This window comes from Desulfonauticus sp. (assembly GCF_055126295.1).
Genome location: NZ_JBSRHE010000016.1, coordinates 72,043 through 83,613, shown reverse-complemented (window position 1 = coordinate 83,613; position 11,571 = coordinate 72,043). Strand labels below are relative to the sequence as shown.

Annotated in this window: 13 protein-coding genes; 3 read left to right on the top strand and 10 right to left on the bottom strand. The window is 40.9% G+C overall.

Annotated features, from left to right (window positions below; all coding sequences use genetic code 11):
* Positions 1 to 97: 97 nt before the first annotated feature.
* The 9 genes from cas6 to flgB all read right to left on the bottom strand — a co-directional run bounded on the left by cas6 (position 98) and on the right by flgB (position 7,717).
* Positions 98 to 1,045, bottom strand: coding sequence for a CRISPR system precrRNA processing endoribonuclease RAMP protein Cas6 (cas6, locus tag ACTCIM_RS09645; protein ID WP_464279198.1), 948 nt, complete (start codon positions 1,043 to 1,045; stop codon positions 98 to 100).
* A gap of 140 nt (positions 1,046 to 1,185) precedes the next feature.
* The gene (gene cobM, locus ACTCIM_RS09640; RefSeq protein WP_472315308.1) at positions 1,186 to 1,932 is read right to left on the bottom strand and encodes a precorrin-4 C(11)-methyltransferase; all 747 of its coding nucleotides are present in this window, start codon (positions 1,930 to 1,932) and stop codon (positions 1,186 to 1,188) included.
* A 3-nt stretch (positions 1,933 to 1,935) separates the two neighbouring features.
* Positions 1,936 to 3,243, bottom strand: a complete 1,308-nt coding sequence (locus ACTCIM_RS09635; protein ID WP_472315305.1) for a FliI/YscN family ATPase — start codon at positions 3,241 to 3,243, stop codon at positions 1,936 to 1,938.
* Positions 3,243 to 3,944, bottom strand: a complete 702-nt coding sequence (locus ACTCIM_RS09630) for a FliH/SctL family protein (RefSeq protein ID WP_472315302.1) — start codon at positions 3,942 to 3,944, stop codon at positions 3,243 to 3,245. The genes ACTCIM_RS09635 and ACTCIM_RS09630 overlap by 1 nt, the downstream gene beginning before the upstream one ends.
* On the bottom strand, positions 3,931 to 4,932 hold the full coding sequence (gene fliG / locus ACTCIM_RS09625; protein ID WP_472315299.1) for a flagellar motor switch protein FliG: 1,002 nt from the start codon (positions 4,930 to 4,932) through the stop codon (positions 3,931 to 3,933). The genes ACTCIM_RS09630 and fliG overlap by 14 nt, the downstream gene beginning before the upstream one ends.
* The gene (gene fliF, locus ACTCIM_RS09620) at positions 4,922 to 6,535 is read right to left on the bottom strand and encodes a flagellar basal-body MS-ring/collar protein FliF (protein ID WP_472315296.1); all 1,614 of its coding nucleotides are present in this window, start codon (positions 6,533 to 6,535) and stop codon (positions 4,922 to 4,924) included. The genes fliG and fliF overlap by 11 nt, the downstream gene beginning before the upstream one ends.
* Positions 6,536 to 6,549: 14 nt before the next feature.
* Positions 6,550 to 6,858, bottom strand: a complete 309-nt coding sequence (gene fliE, locus ACTCIM_RS09615; protein WP_464279193.1) for a flagellar hook-basal body complex protein FliE — start codon at positions 6,856 to 6,858, stop codon at positions 6,550 to 6,552.
* 11 nt (positions 6,859 to 6,869) lie between these two features.
* Positions 6,870 to 7,307, bottom strand: coding sequence for a flagellar basal body rod protein FlgC (gene flgC / locus ACTCIM_RS09610; protein ID WP_472315293.1), 438 nt, complete (start codon positions 7,305 to 7,307; stop codon positions 6,870 to 6,872).
* On the bottom strand, positions 7,307 to 7,717 hold the full coding sequence (gene flgB / locus ACTCIM_RS09605; RefSeq protein ID WP_464279191.1) for a flagellar basal body rod protein FlgB: 411 nt from the start codon (positions 7,715 to 7,717) through the stop codon (positions 7,307 to 7,309). The genes flgC and flgB overlap by 1 nt, the downstream gene beginning before the upstream one ends.
* Before the next feature lie 198 nt (positions 7,718 to 7,915).
* Between flgB and ACTCIM_RS09600 the strand changes: the two genes are divergently transcribed.
* From ACTCIM_RS09600 to hflX, 3 genes are all read left to right on the top strand, one after another.
* Positions 7,916 to 8,473 carry a tetratricopeptide repeat protein gene (locus ACTCIM_RS09600; protein ID WP_464279190.1) on the top strand — a complete coding sequence of 186 codons (558 nt, stop codon included), beginning with the start codon at positions 7,916 to 7,918 and terminating at the stop codon, positions 8,471 to 8,473.
* A gap of 112 nt (positions 8,474 to 8,585) precedes the next feature.
* Positions 8,586 to 9,179, top strand: a complete 594-nt coding sequence (locus ACTCIM_RS09595; protein WP_472315290.1) for an IMP cyclohydrolase — start codon at positions 8,586 to 8,588, stop codon at positions 9,177 to 9,179.
* Positions 9,180 to 9,380: 201 nt separating this feature from the next.
* Positions 9,381 to 10,814: a GTPase HflX gene (gene hflX, locus ACTCIM_RS09590; protein ID WP_472315287.1), complete on the top strand. Its 1,434-nt coding sequence runs from the start codon at positions 9,381 to 9,383 to the stop codon at positions 10,812 to 10,814.
* Between the two features lie 2 nt (positions 10,815 to 10,816).
* Here hflX and plsY read toward each other — a convergent pair whose 3' ends face one another.
* The gene (gene plsY / locus ACTCIM_RS09585) at positions 10,817 to 11,404 is read right to left on the bottom strand and encodes a glycerol-3-phosphate 1-O-acyltransferase PlsY (protein ID WP_029965333.1); all 588 of its coding nucleotides are present in this window, start codon (positions 11,402 to 11,404) and stop codon (positions 10,817 to 10,819) included.
* Positions 11,405 to 11,571: the final 167 nt, after the last annotated feature.

The window sequence follows — 11,571 nt, the reverse complement described above, 5'->3', positions numbered from 1 at the left end:
TGATCGCTCTCTGCAATAAGCTTGTGAGAACCCTTTATGCTATGCTCAAAAAAGGTGAAAAATTTGACCCAGCTACTCATTATTTATAGTTGACTCCTTAAATTAAAATATATTTTCCCAAACCTACACTTGTATTTTTTCCTACATGCAAATACTCTCCCAACACTAAAAAAGGCCAAAAAGAAGAAATATCTCCTGTAAAACTTATCTTTCCAACTAACCCCCCAATGGGTATCTTTTGTTTTTGTCTAGTAGAAAACCTACTTAAATTAACCCAAATGGTTTTATCTTCTATAACTTTTATTTCTTGTGATTTAGTAATTAAATCTGAAAATTTTTCTACTTCTAATTCATCTTCTTTAACCTTGCAATGAAAATAAGCAAGAAGTGAAATTCTACGCAATAAAGAACGAAAAATATCCTGAAAAGTTAAGTTTTCTCTTATTATCTTACTATTCCTTTGCAGTTTTAGCGGAGTAACAAAATTTAAGCTTAAATCAATCTTATCAGATTTTACTTCTTTTAAATCCTGTAAGCTCAAAGGGGTCACTTTTTTAATTTTGGCTTCTTCATAATTAAAGACTTCTTTTCCCAAAACACTCACCCCTTGGAGAGTACACTTACCTTTGTGTTTGCCCAGACCGGCTTTACCCAATTCATTCATAACCAAAATAAAGTAGGGCAAATATTCTATAGCCTTGCCAATTAACACCATCTCCACTTCCAAGCATTCACCTGCCTTTACCAATCTATGCCTGCTTAAAGTCGGACATAGTACAAAAGGATGTGGGACATGCTCATATTTACGCATAATCTGAGCATCTTTAGGCCTGGGAGTCTCAAAGACATAAGCATACGCACAGTTTGAACTAAGCAAGCAATCTTTGCAATCTACCACAGACTTAAGCGCACAAACACTTTTCTTAAAAGTATACCCAAATCCACCTCTAAAGGTAGCTCCTTTATAGGCAGGCAAAAGGACCTCTTCTTCTGCCTTAAACTTAAACAATAAAGGTAAAAAGTATATCTTTTTTAACCACTCCATTAGGTATATTCCCAAAATAAAAAATTTATAACCCAGTATAAAATTATAAAACAAAGGTCAACAATATAAACCTATTTTTTATACTTCAGCTTGTAATCAAAAAGAAAAAAATAGGGGGAAAATAAATATTTGGCAAATATTTATTTTCGAAAAAGGTGGGAAAATTCTGCAGAATAAAGACAGGAATTAAGTAGTTCCTGTTTAGGTATAACTAAAAATAAAATTTGTCGTTTTTGTTTAAAAAGTTTATAATCTTGAAGTAAGTTTTTTAAATTGGAATAAATAATTTTTTCATCTGGCCAGCCTACTCTATAACCAATAACCACCAAACTATCTTCTGGATAGCCTGCTTGTAAAAGTTTCTTCTGTATTTCTGTTGCCTTAGTTGCAGATAGATAAATAGCCAGAGAGCTTTTACTTTGAGCCAGGCGCTCCAGGTCTTGCTCCTCAGGGACATTAGTTTTGCCAGAAACTCTGGTCAAAATAAGGGTTTGATTGGCTTCTGGAGAGGTAAAGGACACCTTTGCTCTGGCTGCCAGGGCAAAGGCTGCACTTATGCCAGGCACAATCTCATAGGGAATATTTTTTTCCGCCAAAACCCGGGTTTGTTCCCGGATGGTCCCATAAAGGCTGGGGTCTCCTGTGTGCACTCGCACCACCCTTTTGCCTTCTTTATAACCTCTTTCCAGCAAAGCAATTATTTGCTCCAGGGTTAAAGGGGCACTATTGACTATCTCTTTGGCCTTACTCTCTTCAAACAAGCTAGCTGGCACCAAAGAGCCCGCATAGACTATAAGCTCAGCTTCATCTATAAGTTTTTTAGCCTTAAGGGTAATAAGTTCGGGGTCTCCAGGCCCAGCGCCCACAAAATAAATAGGATAAGACATATGTTAAGCAACCATCATCTGCTGTAGTTGCAGAAAGCTTGCCTCAAGAGGGGAGTGCTCGTCAACATTCTGACGCAAATAATTGTTCATGGGGTCAATCAACTTTAGGGCCAAATCAATTTCAGCATTACTGCCTTTGGCATAGGCGCCTATATTTATCATATCTTCCACTCGTTTATAAGTGGCCAGCAAGGACAAAAACCTCTGCCCTGCCTTTAAGACTTCTTTGGGCGTGACATCGCTTCTAAGCCTGCTAATACTCTTTAAAACATCAATGGCTGGATAATGTCCCTGGTCTGCCAGCTCTCTGGTAAGCACAATATGCCCATCCAAAATGGAGCGTACAGCATCAGCCACAGGCTCATTAAAATCATCTCCTTCTACTAAAACTGTATAAATACCTGTAATAGTTCCTTTATTGGAAGTACCTGCCCTTTCCAACAGTCTGGGCAAATGGGCAAAAACCGTAGGAGTATAACCTCTGGTAGTAGGTGGCTCACCTGCTGCCAAACCCACTTCTCTGGCTGCCATGGCAAAACGAGTCACTGAATCCATCATCAAAAGCACATCCAGCCCCTGGTCTCGAAAATATTCAGCCACACTGGTAGCAGCATAAGCAGCCCGCATTCTAAGAAGAGGACTCTGGTCAGAAGTGGCCACAATCAAAACCGAGCGTTTCAGTCCTTCTTCTCCCAGGTCCTTTTCAATGAACTCCCTTACTTCTCTTCCCCGTTCACCCACCAGGGCAATAACATTTACATCTGCCTTGGTATATCTGGCCATCATGCCCATAAGAGTGCTTTTGCCCACTCCAGAACCAGCCATAATACCAACTCTCTGGCCTTTTCCTAAAGTCAGCAACCCATTAATAGCCCTAATACCCACATCTAGCGGTTCAGAGATACGTGGCCTTTCCAGGGGAGAAGGGGGATTGTTGTAAAGAGGATAAAAGGAAGAAAGGCTTATTTCCGGCCCTTCGTCCAAAAAATTGCCAAAGCTATCAATAACCCGGCCCAAAAGCTTTTTTCCCACAGGGATAAGCGGTGGATGGGCAGAGTTTTTAATCAAACTTCCAGGGGCAATGCCCCGCATATCTCCATAGGGCATAAATAAAACCCTGTTATCCTTAAAGCCAATTACTTCTGCTGGCAAAGCAGTACTCTTGTCTTCCGAAAGAATCTGACAGGTAGAGCCCAGAGCAGCCTTAATACCCTGGCCTTCTACCACCAGACCAATAACTTTACTCACCCGACCATACACTGTGGCCAGATCCATTTTATCAATAAATTCCAAACAGGAAGAGATGCGCATTATTTCAACTCAATTTTGGCTAAAATTTCTTCAACTTGTTTTAATCTGGAAGAAAGCCTGTTTTCCACCAGGCCATTACCATTTTCCACAATTACAGCACAGTCTTCTAAAGAAGCGTCTTCTTTGACCTGACAGACATTTAAGCTAGGATATTCTTTTTTTATACTCTCAAGTATTTCCAGGACCAACTCTTTGTTCTGGGGATTTATTTTAACCACCACTTCCTTTTTATTTTGAATGTAATCCACAGCTTCCTTTAAAAAATTTTCCAAAATTTTATTCTTTTCTTCACTTAAAACCACATAGGTTATCTTTTGAACGGCTTTGCGCAAAAGTAAAAGCAAATCTTCCTTATATTCCGCATAAATCTTTTGTTTTTCCTGCTCTAGAGAATCAAAAAAGGTTATCCACTTTTGAGCCAAGTCCTGTTTTAATTTGTCCAGCTCAGCCCGGGCCTGTTTTTGCCCTTCAAGATATCCTTCTTGAAAGGCCTTTTCCTTTATAGCCTTAGCTTCTCTTAAGGCCTGGTTTAAAATCTCCTTGGCCTTTTCCTTGGCCTTTTTTTTTGCTCCAGCTAAAACTCTCCTTTCTACTTCTTCAGGTGGAATATAGGTGGGTTTATACTCTACTTCTTCCACACTTTTGGTTTCCAACCCCACAATTACTTTGCCAAAGGAAAGTTCTTTTTTAGACAAGGACATCTCCACCACCCTTACCGCCAATAACGATTCTACCTTCTGCTTCCAGCCTCCTAATCACCTTAACAATGTTTTGCTGAGCAGCTTCTACATCTGAAAGTTTCACTGGTCCCATAATTTCCAGGTCTTCTCTAATCATATTGGCTGCACGCTCAGAAAGATTGGAAAAGAACTTTTCCTTAAGCTCTTCAGAGGCAGTCTTAAGGGCCAGAGTAAGGTCTTCATTGCTAATTTCCTTAAGCACTTCCCGCACAGCCCTGTCGTCCAGTTCCAGAATATCTTCAAAGACAAACATAAGTTGTCTGATTTCCTCTGCCAGTTGAGAGGATTCTTCTTCAATTTCACTCATCACTTCTTCTTCAATGCTTCTTTCCACAGCGTTCAAGATTTCGGCTACTGACTGGACACCACCTACCTTCTTGCCTTCCTTGGCTCCAATGGCAATAAGCTGACTCTGCAACACCCTGTCCACTTCCAAAAGCATATCCTCTGGTACAGACTCCAACTTAGCCAACCGCATTAATACCTCTGGCCTAACTCCAGGGGGAAGCTGAGCAATAAGGTCTGCTCCGTGTTCTGGTGGTAAATGACCAATAATCAAAGCCAGGGTTTGAGGATGCTCATTCCTTAAAATCTGAGCCAGAATCTTGGGGCTTACATTGGTAAGCTCTCTAAAGGGAATCTGGTCGGAATCCAGTTCTAAAGAATCGATTACATACTTGGCTGTTTCTTCATCCACTTTGCTCATCAGTTTCTTTACCACATCTACTCCGCCCAAAAGCATTTCCTTGCTTACAGTAAGGGCCTCATTAAACTCTTTTAATACCTCTTCAGCTGTTTCCTTGGGCACACTTTCCATTTCCACCATGGCTTTGGAAATCTTGGCTATTTCTCGCCTATCCAGGCGCTTGAACACCTCAGTAGTAAACTCTTCCCCTAGAGCTAAAAGCAATATAGCTGTTTTTTGGACTCCGCTAAGCTTATCGGCCAACCTGACTACCCTCCTCTTTTAACCACTTTCTAACCACTTTAAAGGCCCTGTCAAAGTCATCAGCAACCAGTTGTTTGGCCAAAGCAGCCTGATCTTCTATACGTTTTTGAACTTCCAGAGCCTCTCTTTCTTCAGGAGAAAGGTCTTCCAAGGCCAGAGCAGGTTTCTCTTCTGGAAGCTCTCCCACTTCTTCTATCTCTTCTTCTGTCACCTTGGGCTTTAAGATGGCCATAACTATTGGTCTAACCACCAGGAGAATAAAGAGCAAGACAATTAAAGTATTTAACAAGGGCTTACCAATAATGCGGAAATAGTTCAGGAATTTCTCCAGAAAAGAAGGACCTTCTGCCACTTCTGGAGCACCAAAGGAAAGATTACTGACTTCGATTTGATCTCCTCTAGCCCGATCATAACCAATGGCATTTTCCACTAAAGCCCGAATGCGATCCAGGGTAGCTGCAGGTAAAGGCTGGTAAACAAAATTACCCTGATCATCTTTTATATATTGACCATCTACCACCACAGCCACACTTAGTTTCTTTACCTCGCCCACAGGAGCAATAATTTGTTGTTCTTCTTTGTTGATTTCAAAATTGGTCAAAGAACTGGTTCTAGAAGTTTCCTGGGTAGTGCCTGTACCTGCTGTACCTGCAGCATTATAGGCAGGCTCAGGAGAGCCAGCTTGAAAATTGGTAGTACCTCGACTGTTTTCTTCAGTTTTTTGCTCACTTCTGACCACGGCACTGTCAGGGTCGTAAATTTCCTTGTGAATGGTTTTGCGGCTAAAGTCTAATTCAGCACTTACCTTGGCAATAACCTTGTTTCTTCCTCCCACGATAGGAGCTAAGAGTTCTTCTATCCGCTTTTCCAGATTGCGTTGAAAATTTAACTGATATTCCAGTTGAGTGGAAGTAAGGCCTTCTATAATTTCTTCCTTGGGCTCATACAAAATCTTACCTCTGGTATCAGCAATAGTTACTCTTTCTGCTTCCATCCCGGGTACGCCAGTAACAATCAAATTGACAATGCTTCTTACTTGTTCCTGAGAAAGGCTTGCACCTGGTTTTAATTTCAAGACCACAGACGCAGAAGGTGGTTCACTTTCTTCAATAAACAGGCTCTTTTGCGGCATAACCAGATGAACTCTGGCGCTATCTACCTCTGAAAATTCAGCAATGGTCCTGGCCAATTCACCTTGTAAGGCCCTTTGATAGTTTATTTTCTGGACAAAATCAGTTTGGCCCAATTTGTTACTGTCAAACAGTTCAAAACCCAATCCCTGACCATGCAAAACTCCCTGTCCGGCAATAGCCAGTCTTAAATTATAGACCTTATCCTCTGGAACCAAAATAGTGGTTCCATTGTCTTTTAGCTTATAACTTACCTTTTGTTTCTCTAAAATATTTACAACTCTTGCAGCATCTTCAGGATAAAGATTGGAGTACAAAACCTTATAGGTAGTACTTTGCACCAGCCAGATTAAAATAACTCCAACTACTATTAAGGAAAAAATAATCCCCCCGTACAGTATTTTCTGGGCTGTGGTGCTTTTATCCCACAAATTGCGGATCTGCTCTATACTCTTTTCAATAAAAGAAGGCATTCTTTTCTCCTAAATTAGAAAGTAAGGTGCATAATTTCTTTATAAGCTTCCAGGACTTTGTTGCGTACAGCAGTAGTCATCTGCATCGCAATACCTGCTTTTTGTAAAGTTATCATAAGTTCGTGCACATTTTGTTTTTCTCCAGCAGCAAAGGCTTTTATCATGGATTCCTTTTCTTCCTGCAAATCATTAACCTTTTTTAGAGAATCTTTTAAAGTAGCTGTAAAGGAATCTCCCTCTGAAGAGGTTTTTTTAGATTTTTCTTCAAATAATTCCTGTGTTTGTAAGTAGGCTTTTAGCCCTAAAGGATTTATTTTGGACATAGCTTACCCCTCTAACGGCCTATCTCCAGGGCCTTGTTATACATGCTTTTCACTGTAGTAATCACAGAAACATTGGCCTCATAGGTTCTAAGAGTCGTCATTAAATTGGCCATTTCCTCTACCACATTGATATCTGGATAATAGACATAGCCGTTTTCATCTGCATCTGGATGGCCAGGTTCATACACGCGCTTAAAGGGACGCTTATCGTCCACCACTGCAGTTACTTTCACCCCTTCCACCTCTCTATCCAGAGCAGAAGCCATAACCTGGGCAAAGGGAGTATCTACTGGAGCAGTCTTAAACAACACGGTCTTACGGCGATAAGGACCTCCCTCTGGAGTCCTGGTGGTCTTTACATTGGCCAGATTCATGGAAATGACATTTAAATGAGTGCGCTCAGCACTGAGGCCAGAGGCACCTATTTCTAAAGCAGTCAGTAAATCCATTACTTAGATCCCTCCGTAATTACACTTTTCATTCCTTCAAAGCCCTTTTTCATTACCTGGGCCAGGGTATCATAAATCATGGCATTTTTAGCCATTAAAGCCATTTCCTTATCTAAATCTACGCTATCTTCTCCCTGAACCACTCTTGGCTCCAGACTCTTTAGTAAGGTAGGGCTAACCTTGTTGGGGTCAAAGGCAACGGGCAAGTGCTTGGGATTGGTCCGGGTTATACTCTTGTTCTCTTCAGCCTTGAGCATGGCTTGCAATTCCTCTTCAAACTCCACCTTTTTGGCTTTATAACCAGGCGTATTTATATTGGCCAAATTGGAAGCGACAATATTCTGACGAACCAGGTGTAAATCCATGGCCTTTTCCACCCAGTTAAAATGACTTGAAAAAAGGCTTTTCATAACCCACCTCACACTTTTTTGCACTATTTATTGCAACTTGCGTTCCAGCTATTCCCAGGCACCAAGTTACTTAGCTTCTCTTCTTTCAATCCCAAAAAACTTCTTCCCAGATAGACTGCAAAAACCAACCCTTTCATTAGATTCCTGGCATAAATGATGCATTTTATTAATCCGAGAAACCTTTTTCGGAGGAGAACCATGAGTAATTTAGATTATGAAATCAACAAAGAACTGGGAGAATGTTATTTGTTTATGGGCGAGTTGGATAAGGCCGAAGAATACTATGAAAAGGCCTGTTCTTCCAATGGAACACATGCTGATCCCTATTTGGGTCTGGCTACTATTTATGTCCAGAAGGGAGAGCTAGACAAAGCTAAAGAATTTTATCAAAAGGCCTTGGAAGCTGAAAAGGACAATGACAAACCCTATGCTGGTTTGGGGCTGTTAGAAGTAGAAGCCAACAACCAGGAAAAGGCCTTTGAACTTTTTCAACAGGCCCTCAAGTTAAACCCAGAAAACCTCATTGCCCTTTATGGCTTGGTACAGGCGGCCTATACTTTAAATAGGGTTAAAGAAAGTATTGCCTATCTGGAAAATTACTTAAAGTTGGACCCAAATAAGATTGAAATTAGGTATACTCTGGCGGGTTGTTTTTACTCCCTGGGAGAAAAAGAAAAGGCCCAAAAAGAACTGGAGACCATTTTAAGTCAGGACCCAGGAAATAAAAACGCTCAGGAACTGCTGGCCAAACTATAAGGTAAAACTTTTTTGTTTCTCCTCCCCTTAGGAATTTTCTGCCCTTTTGGGGCAGAAAATTCTTGCTTGGGCGGCCTTTTTTTGGCAGTTTTCAAGAAAAAAAGGGGGAGAAATGGAAGTTTTACCTATTAAAAGAGCTATCCTAAGTGTTACGGATAAAAGCAATCTAGCTGAATTGGCCCGTTTTTTACAGGCTCAAGGCGTAGAAATTGTCTCCACAGGAGGCACCAAAAGAGTTCTAGAAGAAGCAGGGATAAAGGTAACTTCTGTCAGTGAAATTACCAGATTCCCTGAAATCTTAAACGGCAGAGTAAAAACTCTCCATCCCCATATTCATGCTGGGGTACTGGGAGACAAGGATAATCCTGAGCATGTAAAGACCCTACAGGAGCTTGCTCTGGATTTTTTTGACCTCATTTGCGTAAATCTTTATAATTTTGCCCAGGCCGTGGAAAACTCCCTTGATTTAAAGGCAGCCATAGAGCAAATAGACATTGGCGGTCCTACTTTACTTCGAGCAGGAGCCAAAAACTTTCATTCTGTCTGTGTACTTCCCCATCCTAAGTTCTATCCAGAATTTCAAAAAGAATGGGAAACCCACCAGGGTATCAGCCTTGAATTCAGGCTCAAAATGGCCGCCTATACCTTTGAAATGACCTCTAAGTACGACGCCATGATAGCCTCTTACTTACAAAAACATCTTTAAGGAGAACCGGTCATAGCCAGAGTTAGAGGAAATTTAAGCGGACTTAAAAGCAGCGAGGTCAAAGAACTCTCCCGTCTATATTCCAGGCGCTTTCCAGAAGATAAACCCTTTCGCAAAGAACAGGCCAGGGAACTGGCCTATTTAAGTCAAAAAATCAACAGACAGATTGGCCTGATTATCAACCGCAAAGGCAGCGTAGAAATGGTTATTGTAGGGGATAACAGGGGTATCCTTATCCCCTTTTTAGAAAAAGTAAGACATAATCAAAGCCGTTTAAGTGGTCTTAGGCTTCTGCATACCCACCTAAAAGAACAGGAACTGGACCAGGAAGATCTCATGGACATGATCTTTTTGCGTCTAGATAGTATAGAGGTCCTCACAGTAAGCGAAGAAGGTTATCCTAAATCCTATGCCTATGCCCACATATTACCTGCCAATAAGCAGGAACAAATGTATAGCATAAGTTCTCTTCTTCCCTGGGATCAGGCAGACTTCAATCCCAAAGAAGTAATAAAAAGCCTGGAAGAAGAGTTGGAACGAACCAGTGCCAAAACTTCAGAAGTACTAGAGGAAAACCGAGCTCTCCTTATTAGCGTAGACTCTGCGCCCAAAAAAGAACAGGAGGCTACCTTAGAAGAATTAAAGGCCCTGGCCCAAACTGCAGGGCTAGAAGTAAGAGGCTTTTTTATCCAGCAAGTAAAAAAGGTTAATCCTGCTCATATCTTAAGTAAAAATAAATTAGCAGAGCTGGAAGTACTTGCCCTGCAAAAAGGAGCAAGTATCCTGGTCTTTGCCTCAGAACTTTCGCCATCTCAACTCCGCAACCTAACCAACATTACAGAGCGCAAAGTCATTGATAGAACCCAACTCATTCTAGACATCTTTGCTCAACACGCCCAAAGTAGAGCCGGGAAATTACAGGTGGAAATGGCGCAACTAAAATACACTTTACCCAGGCTAATTAAACAAAATAGAGCCTTAAGCAGGCTCACTGGCGGCATAGGTGGAAGAGGTCCTGGTGAGACCAAACTGGAACTGGATCGCCGTAAAATCAGAACTCGTCTCAATAAAATAGAAGAAGAATTAAATCAGATAAAAAAACAACGCAAAACTGCCCGCTCTTTAAGAGAAAAAAGCGAAATCCCCATTGTAGCCCTTATTGGTTATACCAATGTGGGCAAATCTACCCTTTTAAACACCTTAACCAAAAGCCAGGTATTGGCTCAAAATAAGCTCTTTGCCACTTTAGACCCTACCAGCAAGAAGATGCGCTATCCTCAGGACAGAGAAATCGTCTTCACCGATACAGTGGGATTTATCAAAAACCTGCCCCAAGAACTAAAAGAAGCCTTTTCTGCCACCTTAGAAGAACTCTATCCTGCCCATTTGCTCTTGCATGTGGCAGATGCCAGTCATCCCCATCTGGCCAAGCAAATTCAAGCAGTGGAAAATATTTTAAAAGATCTAGAGCTCCAGGATAAACCGAAAATCCTAATTCTCAATAAGTGGGATAAACTAGAAGAAGAAAGCAAAAACTTCCTGGCCAACCAATATCCTCAAGCAGTAAAAATCTCTGCTTTGCACAAGGAAGGACTGGAAGAACTGATGCAAATAATCTTTAGAAAACTTTTCTAAGCTTAAACCTTCTTACGCCAACTCTTTTCTGTGCCCGCAATAAGCCTTTCTATGTTTTCCCTGTGCTTAAAAATAACCAGCATGGCCACGACAATGGTCAAAGGAACATAGGCTATCTTAGGACTAAACACCAATAAAAGAGGCACAGTGGTTACAAAAATAATAGACCCAACTGAAACATAACCACTAATCCAAATAACCAGGGCAAAAAGAAGTAAAGCAAAGCAGGTAAAAAGAGGAAATAAAGCCAGGTACACCCCTAAAGTAGTGGCAACTCCCTTACCACCCTTGCCATAAAGATAGACAGAGTACATATGCCCCACAATACTAGCCAATCCAGTTAAGGATAAAAACCAGGGTGAATTGGAAAGATAATAGCCTGCAAAAACAGGCAAAAAACCCTTTAATAAATCCAGAGCCAAAACCAAAAGCCCATACTTTAGCCCACACAAACGAGCAATATTGGTAGCTCCAGTATTTTTACTCCCAGCCTTTCTGGGGTCTAAACGACAAAAAACTTGAGCCACCAGCAGTCCAAAGGGAAAAGCTCCCACCAAATAGGCCAATATCCACCACACCACATATAACATAACTCGCCTCAAACTTAACTTATTGATTTAATTAATTTTAAAATTATTGCTCTTTTAATTTATTTTTTTCTAACTAGATAAGACATTTCGAGTCAATACTTTTTTAGATTAAAAAGAAAAAAAGGCTTTGGCAACTAAAAAGATTAGAAAGAAAATCAAGATGTTAA

What these genes read in the sequence shown, in the direction of transcription:
- cas6 (WP_464279198.1), bottom strand. Translation starts at nt 1,045, where the DNA reads ATGGAGTGGTTAAAAAAGATATACTTTTTACCTTTATTGTTTAAGTTT.
- cobM (WP_472315308.1), bottom strand. Translation starts at nt 1,932, where the DNA reads ATGTCTTATCCTATTTATTTTGTGGGCGCTGGGCCTGGAGACCCCGAA.
- ACTCIM_RS09635 (WP_472315305.1), bottom strand. Translation starts at nt 3,243, where the DNA reads ATGCGCATCTCTTCCTGTTTGGAATTTATTGATAAAATGGATCTGGCC.
- ACTCIM_RS09630 (WP_472315302.1), bottom strand. Translation starts at nt 3,944, where the DNA reads ATGTCCTTGTCTAAAAAAGAACTTTCCTTTGGCAAAGTAATTGTGGGG.
- fliF (WP_472315296.1), bottom strand. Translation starts at nt 6,535, where the DNA reads ATGCCTTCTTTTATTGAAAAGAGTATAGAGCAGATCCGCAATTTGTGG.
- fliE (WP_464279193.1), bottom strand. Translation starts at nt 6,858, where the DNA reads ATGTCCAAAATAAATCCTTTAGGGCTAAAAGCCTACTTACAAACACAG.
- flgC (WP_472315293.1), bottom strand. Translation starts at nt 7,307, where the DNA reads ATGGATTTACTGACTGCTTTAGAAATAGGTGCCTCTGGCCTCAGTGCT.
- flgB (WP_464279191.1), bottom strand. Translation starts at nt 7,717, where the DNA reads ATGAAAAGCCTTTTTTCAAGTCATTTTAACTGGGTGGAAAAGGCCATG.
- ACTCIM_RS09600 (WP_464279190.1), top strand. Translation starts at nt 7,916, where the DNA reads ATGAGTAATTTAGATTATGAAATCAACAAAGAACTGGGAGAATGTTAT.
- ACTCIM_RS09595 (WP_472315290.1), top strand. Translation starts at nt 8,586, where the DNA reads ATGGAAGTTTTACCTATTAAAAGAGCTATCCTAAGTGTTACGGATAAA.
- hflX (WP_472315287.1), top strand. Translation starts at nt 9,381, where the DNA reads ATGGTTATTGTAGGGGATAACAGGGGTATCCTTATCCCCTTTTTAGAA.
- plsY (WP_029965333.1), bottom strand. Translation starts at nt 11,404, where the DNA reads ATGTTATATGTGGTGTGGTGGATATTGGCCTATTTGGTGGGAGCTTTT.